General features: G+C 32.2%; 28 protein-coding genes and 1 tRNA gene. 12 read left to right on the top strand and 17 right to left on the bottom strand.

Going from position 1 to position 25,982, the window contains the following annotated elements; all coding sequences use genetic code 11:
- Positions 1–25: 25 nt before the first annotated feature.
- The 8 genes from gatA to JJ844_08030 all read right to left on the bottom strand — a co-directional run bounded on the left by gatA (position 26) and on the right by JJ844_08030 (position 6,201).
- The gene (gene gatA / locus JJ844_08065; GenBank protein ID MBO6975631.1) at positions 26–1,474 is read right to left on the bottom strand and encodes an Asp-tRNA(Asn)/Glu-tRNA(Gln) amidotransferase subunit GatA; all 1,449 of its coding nucleotides are present in this window, start codon (positions 1,472–1,474) and stop codon (positions 26–28) included.
- A 30-nt stretch (positions 1,475–1,504) separates the two neighbouring features.
- Positions 1,505–1,720, bottom strand: a complete 216-nt coding sequence (locus JJ844_08060) for a DUF1816 domain-containing protein (GenBank protein ID MBO6975630.1) — start codon at positions 1,718–1,720, stop codon at positions 1,505–1,507.
- A gap of 145 nt (positions 1,721–1,865) precedes the next feature.
- A complete protein-coding gene (gene rlmB, locus JJ844_08055) occupies positions 1,866–2,867 on the bottom strand; it encodes a 23S rRNA (guanosine(2251)-2'-O)-methyltransferase RlmB (protein MBO6975629.1) in 1,002 nt (333 codons plus the stop codon).
- Between the two features lie 13 nt (positions 2,868–2,880).
- A complete protein-coding gene (locus JJ844_08050) occupies positions 2,881–3,270 on the bottom strand; it encodes a ribonuclease III (protein MBO6975628.1) in 390 nt (129 codons plus the stop codon).
- A complete protein-coding gene (locus tag JJ844_08045; protein ID MBO6975627.1) occupies positions 3,267–3,632 on the bottom strand; it encodes an STAS domain-containing protein in 366 nt (121 codons plus the stop codon). Before JJ844_08045 ends, JJ844_08050 begins: the two co-directional genes overlap by 4 nt.
- Before the next feature lie 56 nt (positions 3,633–3,688).
- Positions 3,689–4,828: a glutamine-hydrolyzing carbamoyl-phosphate synthase small subunit gene (gene carA, locus JJ844_08040; GenBank protein ID MBO6975626.1), complete on the bottom strand. Its 1,140-nt coding sequence runs from the start codon at positions 4,826–4,828 to the stop codon at positions 3,689–3,691.
- On the bottom strand, positions 4,828–5,877 hold the full coding sequence (gene trpD / locus JJ844_08035; GenBank protein ID MBO6975625.1) for an anthranilate phosphoribosyltransferase: 1,050 nt from the start codon (positions 5,875–5,877) through the stop codon (positions 4,828–4,830). The genes carA and trpD overlap by 1 nt, the downstream gene beginning before the upstream one ends.
- A gap of 27 nt (positions 5,878–5,904) precedes the next feature.
- A complete protein-coding gene (locus JJ844_08030) occupies positions 5,905–6,201 on the bottom strand; it encodes a DUF3288 family protein (GenBank protein MBO6975624.1) in 297 nt (98 codons plus the stop codon).
- A gap of 80 nt (positions 6,202–6,281) precedes the next feature.
- Here JJ844_08030 and JJ844_08025 point away from each other — a divergent pair, with 80 nt between their 5' ends.
- From JJ844_08025 to JJ844_08015, 3 genes are all read left to right on the top strand, one after another.
- Positions 6,282–8,027 (top strand): ABC transporter ATP-binding protein, encoded by a 1,746-nt coding sequence (locus JJ844_08025; GenBank protein MBO6975623.1) that lies wholly within the window; start codon positions 6,282–6,284, stop codon positions 8,025–8,027.
- A 38-nt stretch (positions 8,028–8,065) separates the two neighbouring features.
- Positions 8,066–8,794 carry a peptide-methionine (S)-S-oxide reductase MsrA gene (gene msrA, locus JJ844_08020; protein MBO6975622.1) on the top strand — a complete coding sequence of 243 codons (729 nt, stop codon included), beginning with the start codon at positions 8,066–8,068 and terminating at the stop codon, positions 8,792–8,794.
- A 27-nt stretch (positions 8,795–8,821) separates the two neighbouring features.
- Positions 8,822–8,895: transfer RNA gene (locus JJ844_08015), tRNA-Pro, on the top strand.
- A gap of 206 nt (positions 8,896–9,101) precedes the next feature.
- On the opposite strand, the gene JJ844_08010 is transcribed toward JJ844_08015, so the two are convergent.
- The 5 genes from JJ844_08010 to JJ844_07990 form a co-directional block, all read right to left on the bottom strand.
- Positions 9,102–9,908 (bottom strand): undecaprenyl-diphosphate phosphatase, encoded by an 807-nt coding sequence (locus tag JJ844_08010; protein MBO6975621.1) that lies wholly within the window; start codon positions 9,906–9,908, stop codon positions 9,102–9,104.
- Positions 9,909–10,444: 536 nt separating this feature from the next.
- Positions 10,445–10,672, bottom strand: a complete 228-nt coding sequence (locus tag JJ844_08005) for a DUF1830 domain-containing protein (protein MBO6975620.1) — start codon at positions 10,670–10,672, stop codon at positions 10,445–10,447.
- An 88-nt stretch (positions 10,673–10,760) separates the two neighbouring features.
- Entirely contained in the window at positions 10,761–11,705 is a 945-nt protein-coding gene (locus JJ844_08000; GenBank protein MBO6975619.1) for a kinase, read from the bottom strand.
- Between the two features lie 4 nt (positions 11,706–11,709).
- Entirely contained in the window at positions 11,710–12,507 is a 798-nt protein-coding gene (locus JJ844_07995) for a mannosyl-3-phosphoglycerate phosphatase-related protein (protein MBO6975618.1), read from the bottom strand.
- Positions 12,508–12,509: 2 nt separating this feature from the next.
- Positions 12,510–14,270 carry a sugar phosphorylase gene (locus JJ844_07990; GenBank protein ID MBO6975617.1) on the bottom strand — a complete coding sequence of 587 codons (1,761 nt, stop codon included), beginning with the start codon at positions 14,268–14,270 and terminating at the stop codon, positions 12,510–12,512.
- 50 nt (positions 14,271–14,320) lie between these two features.
- Here JJ844_07990 and JJ844_07985 point away from each other — a divergent pair, with 50 nt between their 5' ends.
- Positions 14,321–15,547 carry a glycosyl transferase gene (locus JJ844_07985; GenBank protein ID MBO6975616.1) on the top strand — a complete coding sequence of 409 codons (1,227 nt, stop codon included), beginning with the start codon at positions 14,321–14,323 and terminating at the stop codon, positions 15,545–15,547.
- On the opposite strand, the gene ureC is transcribed toward JJ844_07985, so the two are convergent.
- Genes ureC through JJ844_07965 form a run of 4 tightly spaced genes read right to left on the bottom strand, consistent with a single transcriptional unit; the run spans position 15,544 to position 18,836 of the window.
- Positions 15,544–17,253, bottom strand: coding sequence for an urease subunit alpha (ureC, locus tag JJ844_07980; GenBank protein MBO6975615.1), 1,710 nt, complete (start codon positions 17,251–17,253; stop codon positions 15,544–15,546). The genes JJ844_07985 and ureC overlap by 4 nt on opposite strands.
- Positions 17,254–17,257: 4 nt before the next feature.
- Entirely contained in the window at positions 17,258–17,578 is a 321-nt protein-coding gene (locus tag JJ844_07975) for an urease subunit beta (GenBank protein ID MBO6975614.1), read from the bottom strand.
- Positions 17,579–17,580: 2 nt separating this feature from the next.
- Complete coding sequence (locus JJ844_07970) at positions 17,581–17,883, bottom strand: urease subunit gamma (GenBank protein ID MBO6975613.1); 303 nt, start codon at positions 17,881–17,883, stop codon at positions 17,581–17,583.
- A 50-nt stretch (positions 17,884–17,933) separates the two neighbouring features.
- On the bottom strand, positions 17,934–18,836 hold the full coding sequence (locus JJ844_07965; protein MBO6975612.1) for an urease accessory protein UreD: 903 nt from the start codon (positions 18,834–18,836) through the stop codon (positions 17,934–17,936).
- A 48-nt stretch (positions 18,837–18,884) separates the two neighbouring features.
- Here JJ844_07965 and ureE point away from each other — a divergent pair, with 48 nt between their 5' ends.
- From ureE to urtE, 8 genes are all read left to right on the top strand, one after another.
- The gene (gene ureE, locus JJ844_07960) at positions 18,885–19,334 is read left to right on the top strand and encodes an urease accessory protein UreE (protein MBO6975611.1); all 450 of its coding nucleotides are present in this window, start codon (positions 18,885–18,887) and stop codon (positions 19,332–19,334) included.
- On the top strand, positions 19,327–20,013 hold the full coding sequence (locus tag JJ844_07955; protein ID MBO6975610.1) for an urease accessory protein UreF: 687 nt from the start codon (positions 19,327–19,329) through the stop codon (positions 20,011–20,013). Before ureE ends, JJ844_07955 begins: the two co-directional genes overlap by 8 nt.
- Positions 20,014–20,016: 3 nt before the next feature.
- Complete coding sequence (gene ureG / locus JJ844_07950) at positions 20,017–20,628, top strand: urease accessory protein UreG (protein ID MBO6975609.1); 612 nt, start codon at positions 20,017–20,019, stop codon at positions 20,626–20,628.
- A gap of 128 nt (positions 20,629–20,756) precedes the next feature.
- Positions 20,757–22,034 carry an urea ABC transporter substrate-binding protein gene (urtA, locus tag JJ844_07945; GenBank protein ID MBO6975608.1) on the top strand — a complete coding sequence of 426 codons (1,278 nt, stop codon included), beginning with the start codon at positions 20,757–20,759 and terminating at the stop codon, positions 22,032–22,034.
- An 82-nt stretch (positions 22,035–22,116) separates the two neighbouring features.
- Complete coding sequence (urtB, locus tag JJ844_07940) at positions 22,117–23,271, top strand: urea ABC transporter permease subunit UrtB (GenBank protein MBO6975607.1); 1,155 nt, start codon at positions 22,117–22,119, stop codon at positions 23,269–23,271.
- Positions 23,271–24,401 carry an urea ABC transporter permease subunit UrtC gene (gene urtC, locus JJ844_07935; GenBank protein ID MBO6975606.1) on the top strand — a complete coding sequence of 377 codons (1,131 nt, stop codon included), beginning with the start codon at positions 23,271–23,273 and terminating at the stop codon, positions 24,399–24,401. Before urtB ends, urtC begins: the two co-directional genes overlap by 1 nt.
- Entirely contained in the window at positions 24,394–25,143 is a 750-nt protein-coding gene (gene urtD / locus JJ844_07930) for an urea ABC transporter ATP-binding protein UrtD (GenBank protein MBO6975605.1), read from the top strand. The genes urtC and urtD overlap by 8 nt, the downstream gene beginning before the upstream one ends.
- A 2-nt stretch (positions 25,144–25,145) precedes the next feature.
- Positions 25,146–25,856 (top strand): urea ABC transporter ATP-binding subunit UrtE, encoded by a 711-nt coding sequence (gene urtE, locus JJ844_07925; protein ID MBO6975604.1) that lies wholly within the window; start codon positions 25,146–25,148, stop codon positions 25,854–25,856.
- The last annotated feature ends 126 nt before the right edge of the window (positions 25,857–25,982 follow it).

Genomic DNA, 25,982 nt, shown 5'->3' with positions numbered 1-25,982 from the left:
TTACAAATTAATTATTAATACAGTTTTAGAATATCGGTCTATTCTTGATTACCTGAGCATCAATTTCGAAAATATTTGCAGCATTCAATATTCTATCCTCTTCCAATACATTACCTATTAGTTGAAGTCCTATTGGTAAGCCTTTGTTATCAAAACCACATGGAATACTAATTGCTGGGAGTCCAGCTAAATTAACTGGTACTGTTAATAGATCAGACAAATACATAGAAAGCGGATCATTAACAAAATCACCCTTTAAAAAAGCAGTAGTTGGACAAGTGGGGGTTAATAAAATATCAACTTTCTGAAAAGCATTATCAAAATCATTTCTTATTAATGTTCTAACTTTTTGAGCTTTTTTGTAATAGGCATCACTATATCCAGCAGACAAAGCATAAGTTCCTATTAAAATTCTCCTTTGTACTTCATCTCCAAATCCTTCAGCTCTACTTTTTGAAGTCATATCTATAAGATTAGAGCCTTCATTAGATCTGTAACCATACTTTACTCCATCGTATCTAGCTAAATTTGCTGATGCTTCAGAAGGTGCAATTACATAATAAGTGGCAATTCCATCGTTAAACCTAGGGCAAGCAACTTCGATAATTTCAGCTCCTAAAGTTTTAAATCGCTCAACTCCTGCTAAAACAGATTCTTTAACTTCTGAATTAAGACCTGGATGTTCAAAGCATTCTTTAATAATTCCAATTTTTAAATCTTTAATAGATTTATTTAAATCGGTCAAATAATTAGGTACTGGCTTATCAAGACATGTTGAATCTAAGGGGTCTTTACCAGATATTGAATAAAGGATTTCAGCAGCATCTGAGACAGTATTAGTAATGGGACCAATTTGATCAAGTGAGCTGGCAAAGGCTACTAATCCCCATCTACTTACTCTTCCATAAGTGGGCTTAAGGCCCACTACACCACAGAAAGAGGCTGGTTGTCTTATTGAGCCTCCAGTATCAGAACCAATAGCTGCAGCAGATAATCCTGCAGCGACTGAAGCAGCACTGCCCCCTGAACTTCCTCCTGGAACTCTATTAACATCCCAAGGATTTGAAGTAACCCCAAACACAGAAGTTTCTGTAGAACTCCCCATTGCAAACTCATCTAAATTTGTTTTACCTAAACAAATACCTCCTGAGGACCATAATTTACTTGAAGCTGTAGATTCATAAGGTGGAACGAACCTTTTGAGCATTTCGCTCGCACAAGTGGTGGTAACACCTTTTGTACAAATATTATCTTTAATTGCTATTGGTAAGCCTGCAAGAGGAGGAAGAATTTCTTTATTTTCAATTAATTTATCTATGTTTTCTGCTTGCGAAATTGCTATATCTTTTGTAGTACATGTATATGAATTGATAACAGAATCTTTAGACTCTATCTTCAAAAAAATATCTTTAACTAATTCTTTAACTGAAGCATTCTTACTATTAATTTCTTTTCTAAAAGAATTAAAATCCATTTTTAACTTATTTCCTAAAAATAAAGATTATTAAACAGTCAATGGCTCTTCTTTTTTACAACGAACAAAAATGTGTTTAATGTTTGTAGAACCTTCATCAGTGAGATCTTTTATAAAAGAAGACATATTTTCTTTTAAGCTTCGTTTTGTAATAAATGGACCATACCAGTATGTGGTATTAGGATGCTGTGTCTCAATTTTAGCCCACCAAGCTAGACCGAGTTTGTTACCAAAATTTCTAATCAATTGTATCGGCTTATGAAAGCCATAATTCTTGTTAAATTCTATACAATTTTGTAGTAAAAATTCAATAAATTTTGATTAATTATATAAATGTATTGAAACAACAATATTTTAGAGAATATCAATACAATAATTATCAAGAAAAATATTATTTATTTGTTAAGTGAAATAGTGATATTGCAGCTGCTACGGAGGCATTCAAACTTGAAGTTTTTCCTTTAAGAGGAATCCTCAATAAAAAATCGCATTTTTTTTGTGTAAGTAATGAAATTCCTTTATCTTCAGACCCCACTATTACAACTAAGGGCGTTTTTTCATAAAACTTTGAAATCGATAATTTACCATTTCCTGACAAACCAATAACCAGAAAACCATTTTTCTTTAGTTCATCCAGTGCCCTATTTAAATTAACAACTCTAGTTACTGGTAAGTGTTCCAGGGCTCCTGCAGCAACCTTGGCAACTGTACCAGTTAAACCAGCAGATCTTCTTTGAGGGAGGATTATACCCTTACAATCAAATGCCTCTGCTGATCTTATAATTGCACCGACGTTATGTGGATCAGTTATTCCGTCTAAGGCCAGAATAATGGGATTAGCAGAGTTATTTTTAGAATAATAAATTAATTTTTCTAAAGATATTGTTTTAGCACAGGCCAGTTGTAAAGCGATACCTTGATGTGAGGCACCACAAGTCAATTGCGAAAGCCTGTTCCAAGAGACTTCTTCAATGAGGACTCCTTTTGATTTAAAGTCTTTAAGTAAAATATAAAATTTTTCTGAAGAAAAAATTTCTGATGTGCACCAAATCCTATTAATAGCTCTTTTACCAATAAGTGCTTCAAAAACCGAATGTTTTCCCCATATCCAGTCATCAAAATTGCTTTTGTTTGAATGCTCTTGATAGTTATTCCGTTCTTTATGAGAAACTTCAACATTAAATTTATTTGATGGGTTTCTTTTTGTTAAAGATGAAAAATTACTTTTCTTTTGATCACTATCATTAAAACTGTTTCTTACTTTATTTTTAGAAGGATTATCTAAAAACCTATCATTTTTTTTGGAAAGATTTGTATTCTTAGAGTAAAAATTAGAATTTTTTTTATGATGTTTGCTATTTTTTCCGGAAGAATTATTTGAGGATTTTTTCATAGTTTAATGCATTTTAAATTTCAAGATGTTCAAAAAGTATGGATAATCGTTTAGGATCTTTTAGAAATAACCAGCCAATAAGGGTTTCAAAACCAGTTGCTCTTGAATATATAGTTGGATCAGCAGACTTTGGATATCTTTTTGTTTTATTTCTAGCACGCCTAATTAAATCTATTTCATTCGCATTTAATAAGTGCTCAATTTGACTTAAAGATTTTGATTGAGATTTTGCTTTTACTTCGTTCACAACTGATAAATGTAGTTCTTTTGATTTCATAGGAAAATGAACATGTCTAAGTCTTTGATGCAGTTCCCATACAGAATCGCCAAGCCAAGCAAGTTGAATAACACCTATTTCTTCAGGAGATCCATATGGGACCAAGTTTTGAATCCAATAATTCAATTTTTCAAGTAAATTAATGCATCATCAAGATTCGACTTTAAGTTAAGAAAATCCCCTAAGCGAACAAGTTTAATTGTTTGAGCAACTCTAGAATTACCAACAACTGAGAAACCTAACTTCAATTTTTTACATTCTTTGGCAGTCTGAACAAGAGCTCCCAGACCTGAAGAATCTAAAAAATCTATTTTAGTTAGATCAATAACCAATGGAAGCTGATTTTTAAAATTATTAGTAACAAAAGTCTTAAATTGTTTTTCTGAAAAGGCATCAAGTTGCCCTTTAAAAGTAAAAACAATAATATTTGTTTTAATATCGAGGTTACCTCTTAAAGAAACCGTTAGCTTTTGGAAATCTTCTATGATCTAATCCCTCCAAAAAAGTATCAAATGTAATTATCAAATCAAAAGAATACAATATGTCAACATCTTTCTAACATTAGAGAAACAAATTTTTTAAATAAATAATCTGAATCATGGGGACCCGGTCCTGCCTCTGGATGATATTGAACACTAAATATTGGCTTATTATTAACTTCCAATCCAGCTACAGTTTTATCATTAAGGTTATAGTGGGTTATTTTAGCTATCTTATTTGAGAGGGAATTAGGATCAATAGCAAAACCATGATTCTGACTAGTTATTTCAATTTGATTATCCTTTCCACAAGGATGATTTAAACCTCGATGTCCAAAAGTGAGTTTATATGTAGATCCCCCCAAAGCCAATCCAAATATTTGATGACCAAGACAAATTCCAAACATAGGTATTTCACCATATTTAATGAGTGATTTGGCCAAAGCAATGCCTTCAGAAACAGAAGAGGGGTCGCCAGGCCCATTTGAAAAGAATATCCCATCAGGGTTATTAGAAAGGATTTCCTCTAAAGAAGATTGAGAAGGTAAAACTAAAATCTCACAACCATGGGAGACTAATCTGTTTAAAATTGATTTTTTTATTCCGAAATCTATTGCAACTACTTTTAATTTTTTACGCTTTTCAGAATGTTTTTTTCTGACGTCAAAATTTGTTTCACTAGGACTCCTCCAAAAATACTGTTGCTTTGTCGTAACAAATTTTGATAAATTTAACCCTTCCATTTTTGGCGTTTCAGCAATTATCTTCAAACAACTTTCTAAAGTTTTATCTTCAGAGGTAAGAACTCCATTCATAGAGCCATTAGACCTTAAGATTTTAACAAGAGCCCTTGTATCAATTCCATAAAGACCTATGATATTATTTTCCACTAACCATTGCTCAAAACTCTTAAGAGATCTCCAATTACTTTTATTTGATGAATAATTTCTAACAATTATCCCTTTAACAGTATTACTAGATTCTGAATCTTCAAGATTAATGCCAGTATTTCCAATCTCTGGATAAGTAAATGTTAATAATTGTCCATAGTAACTTGGATCAGTAATAACTTCCTGGTAACCAGTCATTCCTGTATTAAAAACCACTTCGCCAACGGCAGTACCTGAAGCTCCAAAAGAAAATCCAGGAAATATAATCCCATTACTTAAAACTAATTTGGCATTTTTTTTATAAGGATTATTCATTAACTTGGAACCAATTCATCTGAGGATAAATAGGTTTTCAAGAGTAAAAATTTTTCCCAAGGTTTTCCTTGATTAATTGATAATAACGCCTTATTAAAGCCTGCATGCAAATCATCTTCTATTCCTGATGCCCATAAGACTAATGCAGTATTTAAGGCAACAACATTTTTATGAGCTTTTTTCCCAGAACCATTCAAAACAGACTTTAATATTTCCTCGTTAGAGTCACTATCAGAAACAACAAGCTTATCATTTGATATATTTTCATGATTAAAATCTGTGATATTTATTTTTGAAAATCTTAATGTTTCTTTCTCGACAAATACTAATTTATTTTCTCCTTGAAGTGAAGCTTCATCAAGACCTCCAGAACCATAAACTACTACTACTCTATTCATGCCCATTTTCAATAGTGCACTTCCCATTGGCTCTAATAGATCCTCGGAAGCAACACCTAATACTTGCGCATTAGGTCTTAAAGGATTTACCAATGGGCCAAGTTGATTAAATACTGTCCTTATTCCAAGGGATTTTCTTAATGGAGCAAGTTTTATTAAAGATTTATGCCAAACAGGTGCAAATAAAAATGTTATTCCAATTTCATTGACTGCTGAAATTACTTTTTCCAATGAACAATTAAGATTTAAACCTAGATTCAATAAAACATCAGCAGAGCCAACTTTTCCACTTGCACTTTTATTTCCATGTTTAGCAATATTTACACCACAAGATGCTGCTACAAATGCAACTGCAGTAGAAATATTAAAAGTATTAGCTCCATCACCTCCAGTTCCGCAGGTATCTACCATATACAAATTTGGCCTAGTTACTGGCAATTTACAAACATTTAAGAGTTCTTGAGCCATAGAAGATAATTCTATTCCTGAGCATCCCTTGACTCTTAAAGCGCTCAAAAAAGCTCCAGTTTGAACCTCAGAGATTTCGTCATTAACCCATCTTTGCATTAGCAATCTAGAGGTTGCATCATCAAGGTTTCTCCCTTCCATTAAAATATTAAGAATTTCAGTATTCGATAGTTTAAAAGACATTTATTTGAGAAAAGTATTCAGATAAAATCAGTTTGAGGTATCAAAACCTGAACCAACTAAATCTTTATTTGTACTAGAAGGCCTGAAACTTTTGGACCAAATATTTTTTGTTTTTGAAAAAAGTTCATTTTTAGTTATTTTCCAAAATTTCAAAATTTTCTCAATATCATTTTTCATTTCAACTTCACCTGGAAAATTTTCATAACGATTTATTAATCTAGCTAAATTAATAAAATCAAGTTCTTCTGGTTTTTCTTTAGTAATAAGAGAATCTATAATATTTTTGTCTGTTGTATGTAAAGGATGAGTTTGTTCGTTACTCATAGATAATTACTGAATCATTTATAAAATTAGCTCACATATTTAAAAATGAAACATTATCTTAATCATATTGGAAATATTAAATGAAAAATTTAAAGTTAAAAGTCCTATCAAAATACCTAAGACCTTACAAAAAAGAGTTTTTATACGGGGCTTTAGCACTACTAGTAGTTAATATATTGAGCGTTGTAATACCTCTAGAAGTAAAAAATATAATTGACCAGTTACAAAACGGTTTTTCTTCAGATTTTGTAATTTCTAAATCATTATGGTTAATCTTTTTAGCAACTTGTATGGGTTTAATAAGATTATTTTCTAGACAAATAGTATTTGGAATAGGTAGAAAGGTTGAGGTAAATCTTCGTCAGAAACTTTTCGATCATCTACTGATACAAGACCCAGAATGGATACAAAAAAAGGGCAGCGGAGATATTATTAGTAGAGCTACAAGTGATGTTGAAAATATAAGGAGGCTTCTAGGTTTTACTGTTTTAAGTTTATGCAATATTGTCCTAGCATATTCACTTACTATCCCATCGATGTTTTCGATTAACAAAACATTAACAATATCTGCCTTAATGATTTTCCCATTAATTCTTGGAATAGTAAGCTTATTCGGCGGAAGAATGGTTAAACAAAGAAAAGCTCAGCAAGAGTCACTATCCAAACTAAGTGATCTGATACAAGAAGATCTTTCTGGAATAAGTGCAATAAAAATTTATGCTCAAGAAAATGCCGAGATTCAAGAATTTAATATATACAATAATGCTTATCGAAATTCAGCAATAAAACTTGCAAGAACAGCTAGTACCCTATTCCCATTATTACAAGGTATTTCCTCAATTTCTTTATTGATATTATTAGGCTTGGGAACTTTTCAATTAGAGAGTGGATTTATCTCAATAGGTGGTTTAGTTGCTTTAATTCTTTACGTAGAAAGGCTTGTTTTCCCAACTGCACTTCTGGGCTTTACACTGAATACTTTTCAACTCGGTCAAGTAAGTTTAGATCGTGTAGAAGAAATCTTTCAGAACAACCCAAATATATTTGATGCAGCGAACACGAAATTTTTAAAAAGAAAAATAAAAGGATTTTTAGAAGCTAAAAATTTGACTATAAAATATCCAGGATCAAATTTTAATTCATTAAATGGCCTCAATTTTAAAATATACCCAGGAGAACTTATTGCTATTGTTGGCCCTGTAGGTTGTGGCAAAACCACCCTCGCAAAGTCTTTAGGCAGAACTATCGAAATTCCAGACGGGCAATTATTTTTAGATGAAATTGATGTAAAAAATATGAAATTAGGAGATCTCAGAAAAAATATTGCAATAGTTCCTCAAGAAGCATTCTTATTTACTTCAACAATCACAGAAAACCTACGTTTTGGAGAGCCAAAAGCTTCAACGAGATCTGTTAAAAATAGTGCCGAAAAGGCTGGATTGATAGATGATATTAATAATTTCCCTCAAAAATTTAAAACAATTGTAGGAGAAAGAGGTATTACACTTAGTGGCGGACAGAGGCAGAGAACAGCTCTTGGAAGAGCATTGCTCGTAAATGCTCCTATTGTCGTTCTTGATGATGCTTTAGCAAGTGTCGATAATAAAACAGCTACATTAATAATCGATGAGATGAGAGAAATTAGTAACAAAACGATTTTAATGATTAGTCACCAATTATCTGTGGCAGCAACTTGTGACAGAGTTTTGGTAATGGATAACGGTGAAATAGTACAAGAAGGCAGTCATAAGAATTTAATAAAAGAGAATGGTTTATATAAACAACTTTGGGAAAGAGAATTAGCCACTAACATTATCAAAAGCTAAAAAGTGATTTTTTATCTTATGATATAAAAATTTAAGTAATGTTTGAATTCCTAAAAAATATCATGAATAATGAAGAAACAAATATTTCCAATAATATTAAATCAAGTCATAGAATATTAGAAACAGATATTAAAAAAGATCCTGCCCCTCAAGAAGATGAGATAATATTTGGATGTGGTTGTTTTTGGGGAGCTGAGAAATGTTTTTGGAAATTACCAGGAGTTGTTACAACTTCAGTAGGTTATGCTGGTGGTGATAAGGTCAACCCAACATATTATGAAGTATGTTCTGGTTTAACTGGTCATTCAGAAGTTGTAAGAGTTATTTGGGACAAAAGAGAAATAGATATAAGTGATCTATTAAAAATGTTTTGGGAATGTCATGACCCTACACAAAAGAATAGGCAAGGTAATGATATTGGGACTCAATATAGATCAGTTATATATTATAAAAATGAAAATAATAAAAAAATTATATTAGCAAGTAAAGATCAATATCAAAAAGAACTTAATAAAAGGAATCATGGATTAATAGAAACAGAAATAAAAATGATTGATACATATTTTTATGCGGAAAATTACCATCAACAATATCTTGCATCGCCGGGAAGCAGACAATATTGTTCTGCTTCTCCTACAAAAGTTCAATTAGGAGATTTTACTGGAAGTAATTACAAATTAAATAAAAATATCTGGGAAAACTTTAATTGGGAAGTTGAAAAGTGTGTATTGAGATCTGATAACAATCCTATAAAGATTAACATTTAAATCCTACTTATCTTTATAGTAACAATACGGGGCGTAGCGCAGTTTGGTAGCGCACCACTTTGGGGTAGTGGGGGTCGTGGGTTCAAATCCCGCCGTTCCGATTACTTATCTTCATCATTTATGAGGGATTTGTACAGTTTATATGAGCTTATGCCGACAGCTATAAAAGTAAAAGATGAAAAAAAGACTAGAACTAATATAGTGAAGTTTGAAACTTCAACTTCACCAAGCTGGAAAGATATAAAAATATTCATTAGACAATATTTTTTTAAACATTAACATAATTGCAAAATCTTTTTACAACAATTTATAAATTCAGAAGAATTACTACACCAAATACAACCCTGTAGATAATAAATATTTTCAAACCATTGGAAGAGAAATACCTTAATAAGAAATGTATAGCAAATAATGAAGATAAAAATGTAGTCGTAAGACCAACAATTAGAGGGGCAAAACTAAATGAGAAAAATTTATCAAAAGAAGAAATGAATTCAACGATAGCGGCAAAAGAGATAGCAGGTATGCCTAAAAGAAAAGAGAATTTAACAGCATCACTTCTTCTCCAACCAGATACTAAAGCTGTAGAAATAGTAACGCCAGATCTTGAGGTACCTGGAAAAATAGCAAGGGCTTGTGAAAGACCTATCAAAAAACTATCTGTATAATTATGATTTTTTAAATTTATAGAACCCTTATTTGAACTATTAGCTATGTACATGAAAAATGCCATAAGTAATGAAACTAAAGCTATAGACAAATTTGAACGAAGAATCTCATCAAAAAAATTAGGAACGAATAATTTTATAATCCCACCAATCAAAATAATTGGAATAGTTCCAATCAAAATTGATCTGAACAACCTATCATGAGTTAAATAATAATAGATTTTTTTTGATGATTGGCTTTTTAATTTTAAAAAATCTTTCCTAAAGTACCAAAACAAAGCCAAAACACTCCCAAATTGAATAATTGCAGATAAAGAAGATCCAGGATCATCAATTCTAAAAAAATGAGATATAACTTTTAAATGTGCAGTGCTACTTACAGGAAAAAATTCAGTTAAACCCTGTATTAAACCATATAAAAAAAATTTAAAATATTCCGACAACATATAAAAAATTTAATTGAATACCTATAATTTTGAAAAATAATTAAAATAAAGCAGGTAAAACTAAAATATAGATTTAATTGTTATTTGATATAAAAAGAGAATTCATAATGATAGGAACTGAAAAATAGATTTACCTTTTCACATCGTGAGCACAACCATCACCCTTATAATTTTCACTTTCATAAAAATCATTTTTTGTGCCGAAGTAAATAGTTAATAAAACAAAAGGTAAGCTTAATATAAATAAAACAGTTGTTAAATCCATAGTTATTTGATAATTGAATGAAAAATTTAAATAATCACTTGTTAGTTACTCTACGGGTTTAATAATCCGTTGGACCCTTAATACCAAGGTAAAAGAAAGCTCCTAAACCCACTAAAAGTAACACACCTGCTATAGCTGCAGAAGGCACAAAGCCGCCTATCGCAAAAGAAGAAAAATAATACATTTATAAAAACTAAAACTAGTTAGATAATATCAATAAAAAATATATATTTGTAAAAAATTATGACTCGAAGACAATTAGAAGATTTTTTTAAGCTACTAAAGTCGAATCTTCATTATCAGCAGAAATTCTTATTCTCTCTTCCAACTTAGGGCCATATAATTCATTTCCCCAGATTTCTACTCTTGAATCGTTTGGTGCTTTAAAAGTAAGTATATCAGTTGGGAATAAAACTCTCTCAAGAAAAAAATTTGATGGGCCAATACATCTCAAGACAACCATCCTACAGCTTTCGTTTTTGTAAGAAAACTCAACCATTCCTAAACAACAAAATATATACAATTAAACAACATTAAGAGCTAATTAAAATGTATAAAAAATTACTAAAAAAAATATTTAGAAAGTTCTACGTATTTAATCCGATCTCAACTAATTTTCTTTCTTGATCAATTAATAACAACGCATAAGATTTTATATCATCAAAACTATTATGAGGGATAGAAACATTTAGCATTCTCAAGAAACTAGATAATTTTTCATCCTGAAGAGCATTTCCTTTCTGTAAAAACATTTCTTTTTCTTGATTTGTCTTCCAAATATTCATATATTCAAACTTCAAAGGCTTAAAGTGCCAAATTTTATCAATTAAACTCCAGACTTCTAAATATTCCTGTAAATTATTTTGAATATTATGCCTATAAGATAATTCATGAGCGCTGAGCTCTACTGAATTTACATTTTGATAATTAAAATCTCCAGAAAGAGGTTCTATGCCCAAAAACCATCCCTCAATAATTAATAGATCAGGATTATCTAATCTCCAATGAGATCTATCTCCTAAGCCATTTCTCAAAGATTTATCAAAAACGGGTACATTTAATTCTCCTTTTAGTTTCCAATTTAATAATTTTTCATGCATTAATTTTACAGAGTGACTACCAGGAAAACCTCTTGCGACATTCCAAGGATTATTCTTAATTGCTATTTTCATTTCATTTGAAGGAAGATAAAAATCATCAATTGAAATAACCCCAATTTTAAAGTTTAATTTTAATGATATTGCTTCAAGCCATTTACCTAAAGTTGTTTTGCCTGTTCCAGGTAAGGCTGAGATACCAATTATTTTTCTATCAGAAAAATTATTATGAAATTTGTAAGCATGTGACAAAAGAGGAAGAGCTAAACCCCAAATCCAATCATCATTTATTTTATTATTCCAATATTGATTAATTGAAATAATGCTTTTTTGATTATTCCAAAAATTAAACCAATCATCCAAAGATTCCCAACCTATATCAATAATTAATTTTTCAAATTTATCAAGAGGAAAATTAATATTTAAATTTTTCACATTTCTAAATTAGTCCTAGCTTATTTATTAATTTATTTATTTCATTTTTCCAACCATATCCATTTGGTTCAGAGGCTAAAGTAAATTCAAAATCTTTTAATTTTTTAATTAAATTTAAGTTAGGTCCATGTATTCCTGGAATAACAATTCTAATATCTGAGTTTAAAAGTAGAGGCAAATCATTTGGAGAATCCCCCAAACCTACAATTTGAATATTTTGAATATTTGAATATTTTTTAAGAGCATTTATTGCTTTCCCTTTATTAGAGTTTATAGATAATAGGTGACTCATTCTATTTCCCTTAAAGACATCGACTTTCAGCTTTTTACAACAGATTTTAATTTTTTCTTCTAAAAAATCTGGCGGATTTAAAAAAGGCATACTCCAATGCCTATCTCTCATTAAGCTTAATGAGTTTCCTTTTATCCCTGTAAGATCAGTCGCTTCTTCATCAGTTAGATCATTTAGAGGAATAAGCTTATAATCAATTTCTTTAGAAATAAGATTTAAGATTTCTTCAAGAAATTCGTATTTTTTTCCAAGGATAATTTCTCCATTAACCTTTTCAAGAGATTCACCATATATTGCTGCACCATTTTCAACAATATAGGGATCTGTTAAGTTTAATTCCTTCCTAATAACTTTTACTTCAGAAGCGGTTTTGCTTGTACAAAGAATTACAGGTATAGATAATTTTTGTAGTTTTTTTATGGTTTCTCTAGCAGGTGATAAATCATAGGAGTGATCCATTAAAGTACCATCTACATCACTTACAACCCAAATAGAAGAATTTTCAATCATTTTTATAAAGCACTAAGCCAAATTACTTGAAAAGGATCAAGACTAATATTTTTGCAATTGTATTTAGTGGATGTTAAGAAATCTTGGGTATTAAAATCATTATCAATTATTTTTGGGAGGTCATTATCATTCAATTGATAATTAATTTTATTTTCAGTCATATTATGGATTGCATAAACAGACTTAGGTCCTTTACTTCTTTTGATTACAACAATATCACTTCTACCTTTAGATAAACATTTCATATCCGAACAAGGGTGAAATTGCTTTAATTCAGATCTGACATCCATAGCAATACGAAGATATTTTAAGTTTTTATTAGCATTAGATTCAGAATTATTTAAAACTGCTAGAAGATTTTCCGATTTAAACTTTTCTCTATTGAGGTCCCTTCTTTGACCTGTCATAGAAAAACTTTTGATATCATTCTCTGAAGCTAGTAATGCTGGTAAATAAAAGGCAGGAACCCCTTTCAGAGCCATTACTAATAATTGACTCAAAATAAATCTCTCATATTGAAATCTTTTAGCATCCCTACTGGAGTCTTCCATTGCACTCCACCAACTAATATTCAATTCATAAGGTTTATCATCACCATTTGATAAACGTCTATGACTTACTAATCCGCCTCTTTTCTCACAATTAATTAATAAATCTTTTATTCTCTGCTCATTCATTAAACCCTCAAGAGCTCTTAGCCCAACACCATCGTGAGATGCTGTGAAATTAAAAAGAGTAGTATCATCAGGTAATGCTGGCCAATCAAAAATCCATGAATTTAGAATATCAGCTCTTGAAGTAATAATTGCTTCTAGGAGAAGAGGAGGCAATGGGAAATTGTATGCCATATGGGCTTCATTATCAGGAATCAGATAAGATAGATTTTCCTTCTGAGGAACATTAGTTTCAGTTATTAAAACTCCCTCATCAAGAAGATTATTTAAAAGAACTCTTAAGAGTTTCACAATTGAATGTGCTTTTGGTAGATGCAAGCAAGTTGTTCCTGATTCCTTCCAAATAAAACCTACTGCATCAAGTCTGAACCATTTAATTCCATTGGATAAATAAGTAATAATTAAATTTAAGAACTCAAGAGTCATTTTTGGATTATGCCAATTCAAATCAATTTGATCTGGGCCAAAAGTTGTCCAAACTTGTTTAGGGCCATCTTCAGTATTTATTTGAGAAAACAAAGAGGAACTTCTAGGTCTAACTACATTTGACCAGTCAAGATTTTGTTTCGGTGAAAAAACATTTGATATACCCGGTTCTTGGGATTTAATAAATTGTTGAACCCATGGGTGAGATGATGAGACATGGTTTAGTACCAAATCAGCCATCAAATCATGATTTTTAGAAATACTTTTGAGATCTTCCCAACCACCAAATTTTTCTTCTAAGGAATCATAACTTGAGACTGCAAAACCTCCATCACTTGTAGATTTCAGAAAAGGAAGAATATGTACAACTTTAGAAAGACTGCCAAAATATTTACTTAACAACTCACCAAGAGTTTTTAATGTTGCCTCGCCATTTTTATAAATACTATCTGCATAAGTTATCAAAACCGAATGAGATTCATTCCACCTTTCGTTATCTCTTATTTCTTCATAAGCAGATTTCTCTGAGAAATCATCTAAAATCTGTAATAATTGATTTGAAATAAAATTAATTTCTTCTGTAGTATTATTTGAATAAATTGTTTTTAACAATTTTTCAATCTTTAATCTATCTAATTTTTTCTCTGAATCAATTTGCTTCACTTTGAAAAAATCAACGAAGTATTATTACTATTCTGCACATCAATTAGAAAATGGACTTTCAACAAGGGTTAATCACAACAATACATGAATATGGAGTTACAAGAAATTTACTTAAAGAATTAAACAAAAGTCTTAAAAATAGATCAACTAGCATTTTAATACCTTGCTTATATGAAGAGTTTGAGCGTCCAGCATTAAAAGACATAAGAGAAGTTTTAAAAGACCTTACAGGCTTAAATGAATTAGTTATTGCTCTATCTGCAAAAACAGTTGAGCAAGTTAAAGCAGCAAATTCCTTTTTTGACTCAATGCCATTTCCAGTTCACGTTCAATGGACTAATTCTCCCTCTGTAATAGAACTATTAAAAAGCCAAGAAAAAAATGGCTTAGAACTTTTAGGAACTCCAGGGAAAGGATGGGCTGTCTGGCAAGGCATAGGAGTTGCCACTAGAAAATCAGAAGTTGTTGCTCTTTTTGATGCTGATATAAGAACTTTTAGTCCTTTGTATCCTTCAAGAATGATACTTCCACTTCTCGATGAATCTTATGGAATATCATACGTAAAGGCCTTTTACAGCAGGTTATCCTTAGAGACCAATCAATTGCAAGGTAGAGCAACAAGATTATTTGTAGGTCCCTTATTGGCAAGTCTTGAACAGTTGGTAGGGAAGGGTCCCTTCTTACAATATCTTCAATCATTTAGATATCCATTAGCTGGTGAGTTTGCTTTCACTAAAGACCTTGCAATGAATTTAAGAATTCCTTGCGACTGGGGTTTAGAGATAGGTTTATTATCAGAGGTTTATAGAAACGTAAGAACCTCCAAAATAGCCCAAGTTGACCTAGGTTTGTTTGATCATAAACATAAGAATATTGGTGATTCATCTAAAGAAGGATTGCAAAAAATGTGCACAGAAATACTTTCAAGTGTTTTAAGAGGTCTGATGGAGCATCAAGCAGAGACCTTAACAAGTACTCAACTATCAACCTTAGAAGTTCTTTATAAAAGAGTTGGAGAAGATAGAGTAAAACAATTTGGATTAGATTCAGCAGTTAATCAACTTCCATACGATAGGCATGAAGAAGAACTATCAGTACAAAAATTTGCGAAACTTTTAAGACCAGCGACAGTAGATTATTTAGCTTGCCCTACAACACAGCAGTTACCAAGTTGGTCAAGAGTTCTATCTTGTGAGAACAAACTGCAAGAAGATTTAGCAATTGCAGGGTCACAAGATATAAAGACAACTGAAAAAGAATTAATTAAAAACTTCTAAAGTAAAAAGTACCTTTGAGCCATTGGGACTTCATCAAGGGGTTCACAAGTAAGAAGTTCCCCATCAGAAAAAACTTCATAAGTTTGAGGATCAACTGAAATATTTGGTAGTTTACTATTAAGTTTCAAGTGTGATTTAGAGATATTTCTGGTATTTTCAACGGCAATACATTTCTTTTGTAAACCTAATTTATTAGGAATATTTTGATCAATTGCATTTTTACTTAAGAAGGTAAAAGAACTTTTAATTAGAGATTGGCCGAAACTTGCAAACATAGGTCTACCATGTACAGGACCTGGAGTAGGAATTGAAGCATTTGCATCACCCATTTGGGACCAAACAATAGATCCTCCTTTAACAACTAATTCAGGTTTTACCGCAAAAAAAGAAGGTTTCCACAATACCAAATCTGCAATTTTACCCTTTTCTATAGACCCTACATGTTTATCAATACCGTGAGCTATTGCAGGATTAATTGTAACTTTAGAAATATATCTCTTTACTCTGTAATTATCGTTTCTATCAGAATCCTGCGATAGCGGCCCCCTTTGTACTTTCATTTTATGAGCTGTTTGAAAAGTTCTTGTAATTACTTCACCAACTCTTCCCATAGCTTGAGAATCACTAGCAATAATTGAAAAGGCACCTATATCATGCAAAATATCCTCAGCTGCAATAGTCTCTCTTCTGATCCTTGATTCAGCAAATGCAATATCTTCTGGGATTTTAGAATCTAAATGATGACAAACCATTAACATGTCAAGATGTTCTTCTAATGTATTCTTCGTATAGGGTCTTGTTGGATTAGTACTACTTGGAAGAACATTTTTTTCTCCACAAATTTTAATAATATCTGGCGCATGTCCTCCACCTGCTCCTTCCGTATGAAAAGTATGAATAGTTCTTCCTGCAATAGCGTTGATGGTATCTTCAACAAAGCCTGCCTCATTCAAAGTATCAGTATGAATACATACTTGTACGTCAAACTTATCTGCAACATTAAGACAAGAATTTATTGTAGAGGGAGTCGTTCCCCAATCCTCATGAAGCTTCAATCCACATGCACCAGCTTCAACCTGATCAATAAGATTTCTCTCGTTTGTTGAATTTCCTTTTCCAAAAAAACCTAAATTCATGGGGAATGCTTCTGCAGATTGAAGCATCCTTGAAATATGAAAAGAACCTGGAGTACAAGTAGTGGCATTTGTGCCAGTTGCAGGTCCAGTTCCTCCTCCTAACATAGTTGTGATTCCAGAAGCTAATGCCGTTTCAATTTGTTGGGGACATATAAAATGTATATGGGTATCTATTGAACCCGCAGTAAGAATATGGCCTTCTCCAGCTATTACTTCTGTTGATGCACCAATAACAATATCTACATTATCCTGGATATCAGGATTACCAGCCTTACCAATTTCAAAAATCATTCCATCTTTTATACCCACATCAGCCTTAATTATTCCCCACCAATCTACGATCAAAGCATTAGTTATTACGGTATCTACAGCTCCATCAGATCTTCTTAATTGAGACTGTCCCATCCCATCTCTAATAACTTTACCTCCACCGAACTTAACTTCATCTCCATATGTAGTTAAATCCTTTTCTACTTCTATAAAAAGTTCGGTATCAGCAAGTCTTACTCTATCCCCGGTCGTGGGTCCGTAAGTTTGCGCATAAGTATTTCTGTCAATTTTATAGGACATAATTTTACGTATCTAAAGAACCGTTAACCAATGAATTAAAACCATGTACAAACCTTAAACCTGAATATGGAACTAATTTGACATCAGTTGTGTCTCCAGGTTCGAATCTAATTGCTGTTCCTGCAGGAATGTCAAGACGCATACCAAATGCTTCTTCTCGGTCAAAAATTAAAGACTTATTAGCTTCAAAAAAATGATAATGAGATCCAATTTGTACAGGCCTATCTCCAGAATTAGAAACTTTTAATGTTTTAACTTCCTTACCAAGATTTAATTCGATTTCACCTTGTTCAGGTATTATTTCGCCAGGAATTAAATTACTCATAACTAGTTAATCGGATTGTGAATAGTAACTAACTTTGTCCCATCTGGGAAAACTGCTTCAATTTGGACTTCATCAACCATTTCAGGAATGCCCTCCATAACTTGTGATTTTGAAAGCCAGGTAGTTCCCTCTGACATTAATTGACTTACACTTTTTCCATCTCGAGCTCCTTCAAGAACTTGAAAACTCAAAAAAGCAATTGTTTCAGGATAATTAAGCTTAAGACCTCGACTAAGCCTTCTTTCAGCTAAGAGAGCAGCAGAAAAAATCAGTAATTTATCCTTTTCTTGAGGTGAAAGATGCATAATAAAAAATTAATCTATTTATTCTTAAAAAAGGTTCTTTCTGAACATAATTAATAATTCATAGAATCTTGTAAAGGCCATACACCTTGATATTTTGGCTCACAAAATCCACTAACAGACCTAATTTGTTTCCAAATACAAAAAAAACATTTCCTAGCTTCTTGAGAAGAACTCCCCAGAAATCTTACAGAGATTCCATTTTCAAGGATTCCAATAGATAAATTATTATCAGTTTCATTGAAAATCTTTTTTATATTTCCCACAAGATTATTTATTTTCGATTTGGAAAAATCTTTTTTGCAAATCCAAATTAAAGATCCAAAAACAGGCATGTAATCCATACCTGATTTGGCTGCATAACTTGCCTTAGATAATTCAATTTGATCAACATATTCCCAATCATCAAATAAATCATTATTTCTCATAATTTCTAATTTAGACCTAAAAACTCCACTCTCAATAGATTCACCAGAGGAAGATCTTCCAAGTCTTATTAAATCAGTAAATAAAAAACTTGAAGTTTCTGAAATAGATACTTTAAAAATTTGATCAAATAAACCATTTGCAAAGATAATTGTTTCTTGAGGGAGATATTCCAAATGAGAATTATCAAGAATATTTATTAGATTTTTTTGCTTTGAAAAAGTTCCTTTTGGATTGATTTTAGATATCCCAACTGATCCATATACTTTCTGAGCTGAAGAAGTAGTCAACAATACCTTAGAGTTTTTTTCAAGGTTTACCTCAAACTCAAGTAAATCGCCGCCAACCAATCCCCCTGCAGTATGAAGTACAGGTAAAATGCACCTACCCTCCTGATCATGAGTAGACTTTAATAACTTGTAAGGAGAAGTTGATTTAGATTTAAAGATTGTTTTATCAACATTTCCTAAACTTGCTTTATTATTGAAAAAATTTAAGAAACAATTACCTTCCCATGAAGTTTTAATCATAAATTGTTTTCTTTAATTACTAGATTAAAGTAACCAAAAATTTTGATTATGAGAATGAATAAACAAATTGTTGTAACTGATTGGATTAAGGAAAAACCGAAATTAGGTTCATTTTTAAAACTTACCCTAAGTTCAGAAGAAAGAAGAATCTTACGAGGAAAAAGATTAACTGATTGTGATCAAGAAATAATTTTACAATTACCTAGAGAGGGAAAATTAAATGATGGAGATATTCTTTCAACTAATGAGTCCAATTTTTATGTAGAGATAATTGCCAAAACAGAAAATTTAATTGAAATAAGTTCAAATTCTAAAATTGAACTTATTAAAACCGCTTATCATCTTGGAAATAGGCACGTAGAGGTAGAAATCGAAGAAGGCATTCTTCTTACAAAAAGTGATTATGTTATTAAAAATATGCTTCTTAATTTTAATGTTGATGTAAAAAATACAAAAAAAAAGTTTTTTCCGGAAAGAGGCGCCCATAGTCATGAGTAAAAGTCACTTATTAAAATATTTATTAATAAGCCCTAACTTACCAGTTGGAGGATTTTGTTATTCGGAGGGATTAGAGAGTTACTTAAATACCAAAGATTTAAAAGACTCAAATTCGGTAAAAGAATTAATCATAAGTGAACTAGAAATTGGCCAGATTAGACTAGATGCTAGACTATTATTAGATTTTTTTGATATTTATAAAGAGTTAAACGATGGCAAAAATTTAAAAAGTAATTTGCAAAAGCTAATGAGTTTGGATAAATGGATCCTCGCATCAAAAGACTCAGTCGAAATGAGAGAACAACAAACTCAAATGGCAAAATCTCTCTTTGATCTAAACAAAGAATTTGGATTCGAATATATATATAAAAAAAATAAGAAAAACTCCTGGTCTTTTGCGTGGAGTTGGGCTTGTTATTGTTTTGAAATTACGAAGTTAGAAATGGTTGAGAATTTTTTCTACGCATGGAGTGCAAACCAACTTAGTGCAGCATTGAGGATTATTCCTATTGGTTCAACAAAAGCACAATTAATTCAGAGAGATTTATTAGCAATAATTTCAAAAGTTTCTAAAGAAATTATGGACAAAGAAATTAATGACATCTATTTTGGCAATGTAGGTTTAGCTATGGCACAACAAAATCATAATGACCTTTATACAAAGCTTTTTAGAAATTAATTTATGAGCAGCAAATTGAGAGTAGGAGTTGCTGGGCCTGTAGGCTCAGGAAAAACTGCATTAGTAGAGACTCTATGCTTAAGCCTGAAAAAAAATTATGAGATAGCTGTTGTTACTAATGATATTTATACCAAAGAAGATGCTAACTTTCTTATAAATAAAAAAGTTTTAGAGGAAGGAAGGATTATTGGTGTAGAAACAGGAGGTTGTCCTCATACAGCGATAAGAGAGGATTGTTCCTTAAATAAAAACGCAGTTTTAGATTTAGAAATTAAATATAATCCTTTAGATTTTGTTTTTGTAGAAAGCGGAGGTGATAATTTAGCATCTAGTTTTAGTCCAGAACTTGTAGATTTATCAATATATGTGATTGATGTATCTGCCGGTGACAAAATTCCTAGAAAAGGGGGACCAGGGATAACAAGGTCAGATTTATTATTAATAAACAAAATTGACTTAGCAGATATGGTTGGTGCAGATTTAAATATTATGAAAAGTGATACTGAATTTATGAGAAAAGGGAAACCTTGGTTTTTTACCAATCTAAGTAACGGCAAAGGAGTTGAAGAAATAATTCAATTTTTAGAATCACATATTCCCAACAATCCAAACTAGAAAAATGTTAATTAATTATATATTGGATTCAACAAAAAGTTACGACTGATACAAAACGAATCCTCACTCGTTAATAACTTTTATTTTATCCCCCTAATGAGGGTCAATTACCTAATTTATCCTAATTCATGAGAATTTCAAGGCGTATTTTGGCAGGTTTAGCTACTGCCTCACTTGCGGTCACTGCAACTTCGTGTGGTGGAGGCGGAACCTCCGGAAGTTTCGATGACACAGTAACCGTTGGTATTTTGCATTCGTTATCCGGAACAATGGCTATCTCTGAATCAACTCTTGTTGATACAGAAAAAATGGCTATTGAAGAGATAAATGCTGCTGGTGGTGTTAATGTCGGCGGCAAAAGCTACAAAATAGAATACATAGTTGAAGATGGTGCATCTGACTGGCCTACCTTTGCTGAAAAATCAAAGAAACTTATAGACCAAGACGGAGTTCCTGTCGTATTTGGTGGATGGACATCTGCAAGTAGAAAGGCAATGTTACCTGTCTACGAATCAAAAGATGCGTTCCTCTACTACCCAATTCAATATGAAGCTCAAGAATGTTCTAACAACATTTTCTATACAGGAGCCACACCAAACCAACAATCAGAACCCGCTACAGATTTCATGTATAAGCGTTCTCCCGCAGCTGGTGGAGATTTCTTCCTTGTAGGTTCTGATTATGTTTTCCCAAGAACTTCAAACACAATTACAAAAGCTCAGGTAAAACAATTGGGCGGTAAAGTTGTTGGAGAAGATTATCTTCCACTAGGAAATACTGAAGTTGCTCCAATTATCTCAAAAATCAAAAAGGCGCTTCCTGAAGGTGGAATAATCATTAATACACTTAATGGTGACCAAAACGTTGCATTCTTCAAACAGATTCAAGACGCTGGTATCACTCCTTCGAGTGGCTACTACGTAATGAACTATTCAATTGCTGAAGAAGAGATTAGTACAATTGGTCCTGAGTTCCTTGAAGGTCACTACGGTGCATGGAATTACATGATGTCAATTGATACTCCTGCATCTAAGAAATTTGCTAAAAGTTTCAAGAAAAGATGGGGAGCAGATCGTGTTGTAGCTGATCCTCAAGAATCTGCTTATAACATGGTTTACTTATGGAAACAAGCAGTTGAAGATGCTGGAACTTTCGACGACAACGCAGTAAGGGAAGCACTAGTTGGACAAAAGTTTGATGCCCCACAAGGTCCAGTTGAAGTTATGCCTAACCATCACTTATCTCAAACAGTAAGAATTGGAGAGATTAATGCAGAGGGTGGCTTTACAATTCTTGAAGAGACTGGAGTTGTTCTTCCTCAAGCATGGAACCAAAAACATCCAAGCTCAAAAGGATTTGCATGCGATTGGACAGATCCTTCAAAAGGAGAAAAGTATAAGCTTTAATTTAATTAAAACCTATGCTTCAAAATAAAAGGAGGTTAACACCTCCTTTTATTTTATATAAACAAATATTTACTTTTTCACATTGGAGTTACTTCTCGACAGTCTTTTTAATGGTGTTGCGATCGGATCTGTACTACTTGTTGCGGCATTAGGTCTTGCGATTGTTTTTGGTCTTATGGGTGTTATAAATCTTGCCCATGGAGAACTTATGATGCTTGGGGCTTACACAACATACGTTACGCAATTAATTTTCAAATTACCCATATTAAAACCCTTCTACAATTCATACATAATAGTTTCAATTTTCCTTGCTTTCATTGTTAGTGGAGTAGTAGGCATTCTCCTGGAAAAAACTATAATTAGGAAGCTTTATGGAAGTCCACTAGAAACTCTCCTCGCCACTTGGGGTGTTAGCTTAATTCTTCAACAATTTGTCAGAAGTGTACCATTGGCTTATGGGACTGGTTTAGTTATAAGTCTTATAATTGGTTTATTTTTACCAACAACGTTTCCCCAAAAAATAAAAGAATCAATAAATTTCAAATATTTTAGATTTAGTTCTTGGATATTGGCTGCTTTAACTGGTGTTCTTACCGGTAGCGTTATTTCATCCAATGTAAGCAAAATAAGTAGAGCGAGTGCTCGTAATGTTGATGTAACAGCTCCCTCATGGATGAGAGGTCAAGTAGAAATTTTAGGAACTGCATTTCCTAAAACAAGATTAATGATAATTGTAATTACACTTATCTCTGTAATTGCAATAACATTATTTCTAAACCAAAGTGCTTGGGGGATGCGTATTAGAGCAGTTACTCAGAACCGACAAATGAGTGACTGCCTTGGTATATCTACTGAAAAAGTGGATATAATTACCTTCGGAATAGGATCTGGCTTAGCAGGAGTTGCTGGAGTAGCAGTATCACTATTAGGTTCTGTAGGACCAAATGTTGGCGGAAATTATATCGTTGGTTGTTTTATGGTTGTAGTGCTAGGAGGAGTAGGAAATTTATTAGGTACAGTACTTGCTTCCTTTGGAATAGGAATAATGACTGATTTAATTGGAGCTGGAAGGCTCTTATCAATTTGGCCAGATATGCCTTTACCACTCTCAAACACAATCAACTTTTTTGCTACAACAAGTATGGCAAGAGTAATGATATTTGCATTAATAGTTATATTCTTGCAATTTAAACCAACAGGTTTATTTCCTCAAAAAGGCAGGATGGTGGAAAACTAATGTCTCTAAGTAAATTTAAATTTGATAAAAAAATAGTATTATCATTCTGGATAATATTAATAGCTCTAATTATTGCAGCACCAACCTTACTCCCTGTATTTAGACTAAACCTTCTAGGTAGATACTTATCTTTGTCCATAGTAGCTCTTGGTGTAGATCTTATCTGGGGATATACAGGTTTGTTAAGTCTTGGACAAGGTATATTTTTTGCATTAGGTGGATATTGCGCAGCAATGTATTTGCAAATAACAAGCTCTTCTGAATTCCCAAATAATATTCCTGAATTTTTTGCTTTATACGGTGTTGAAAAATTGCCTTTTTTCTGGGAACCGTTTAAATCGCCAATTTTCACCTTCTTCGCTATCTGGATAATTCCAGCATTGGTTGCTGGTTTAATTGGATTTCTTGTTTTCAGGAATAGAATCAAAGGGGTTTATTTTTCTATACTTACTCAAGCTTCTCTCCTTGTATTCTTTAACTTCTTTAATGGACAACAAAAACTTATAAATGGAACAAATGGATTGAAAACAGATGTAACACAACTATTTGGTCAGATGGTAGGTTCTGAGTCCATGCAAAGAATATTCTTTTGGATAACGGCCATACTAGTTATAGCGGCATGGTTTTTTGCAAAGTGGGTAGTTAGAGGAAGATTTGGAAATATTCTTATAGGAATACGAGATGATGAACCAAGAGTTAGGTTTACAGGATATAACCCAGTTATATTCAAGACGATAGTATTTTCTATTGCTGGAGGTCTCGCTGGAATTTCTGGAGCTTTATATACTGTTCAGTCTGGAATAGTATCACCACAATTTATGACAGTTCCCTTTTCTATAGAAATGGTTATATGGGTTGCTGTTGGAGGTAGAGGAACTTTATTGGGAGCAATACTAGGAGCAGTTTTTATCAACTACGCAAAAAGTCTAGTAAGTGAAGCTTTACCTGCTAGCTGGATGTTTATCCAAGGAGGGTTATTTATCCTAGTTGTAACAGCTCTGCCAGAAGGAGTTTTAGGATGGATTCAAGGAGATGGTCCTAGGAACCTTCTTCAAAGATTTGGTTTGAAAAGGAAGATTGAAACTTATCCAAGCTTAGAAGTTAACAATAAGGAGGGGAATAATGAATAATAAGGATCTTCTAAATTTAATAGATATTACTGTTAGTTTCGAGGGTTTTTTAGCTCTTAACAAACTTAATTTAAATTTAAAGAAAGGAGAATTAAGAGCTGTAATAGGACCTAATGGGGCAGGTAAAACAACATTTCTTGATGTAATAACTGGAAAGGTTAAGCCAACAAAAGGTGAAGTAATTTTCAAAGGAAAATCTTTAGTAGGTAGAAAGGAGCATAAAATAGCAAGGCTTGGAGTGGGAAGAAAGTTTCAAAGTCCAAGAATCTTTGAAAATCTAACGGTTAAAGAAAATCTTGAAATATCTGTGACAACTCCTAAAAGTCCCTTAAACCTTATAAATAAAAGTATTAAGGATGAGCAGCTAAATGAGATTGAACGTCTTATGAAGATTGTTAATTTAGCTCAAAAAGTTGATTCTAAAGCTGGATCCTTATCACATGGCCAAAAACAATGGCTCGAAATAGCCATGTTAGTAGGACAAAAGCCAGATTTGATGTTAGTAGATGAACCTGTTGCTGGTTTAACGGATGAAGAAACTGATCTTACAGCTGATTTATTAAAATCTTTATCAGGAGAAAATACCGTAGTGGTAATAGATCACGATATGGAATTTATAAGAAGACTTGATAGTAATGTTTCAGTTTTAAATCAGGGCACAGTATTATGTGAGGGAACGATGGAAACCATACAAAAAGACAAAAAAGTTATTGATGTTTATTTAGGAAGACCTGAAGACTAGTTATGGAAAATTTACTCGAAATAAAATCATTAAATACTTATTATGGTGAGAGTCATATTCTTAGAGATGTAGATTTAAATGTTAAATCAGGAGAAATGGTTTGTTTGATTGGAAGAAATGGAGTTGGCAAAACAACTTTATTGAAATCACTAATTGGTTTATTAAAACAAAAAAAAGGCGATATTTATTTGACTGGTGAAAATATCAATAGAAAAGCACCTCATCAGAGGGCGAGGAAAGGAATGGCTTATGTTCCTCAAGGAAGGGAAATTATTCCATATCTATCAGTTGAAGAAAATCTCATGTTAGGAATGGAGTCTCTACCGGGTGGATTATCTAAGAACAAGAAAATAGATCCATTTATTTATGATCTCTTCCCAATCCTAAAAGATTTTCTTCAGAGGAAAGGAGGAGATCTTAGTGGAGGACAACAACAGCAATTAGCTATTGCAAGAGCATTGCTTGGCAAACCTCAACTTCTATTACTTGACGAACCAACGGAAGGTATTCAGCCGAACATAGTTTTAGACATTGAAAATGCAATTAACCAAATAATTAGAGATACAGGAATTGGTGTTTTATTAGTTGAACAACACTTACATTTTGTAAGACAAGCTAATAGATATTATGCGATGCAACGCGGAGGTATTGTTGCAAGTGGAAATACTAGTGAGTTGAGTCAAGCAGTTATAGATAAGTTTTTAAGTGTTTAAATAAAATTATATTAGATTACTAAAAACTTTTATTCATTTTTCGCATCTTATAAGATCTATACTGTTTGGATGCTCATTTATATACTTATTAAATTCCATTGCTAGTGTTCTAGCCTCATAAGCGTC

Source organism: Prochlorococcus marinus CUG1435 (assembly GCA_017644375.1).
Taxonomy (GTDB): Bacteria; Cyanobacteriota; Cyanobacteriia; order PCC-6307; family Cyanobiaceae; genus Prochlorococcus_A; species Prochlorococcus_A marinus_AH.
This window is presented reverse-complemented; position numbering and strand designations above follow the sequence as displayed.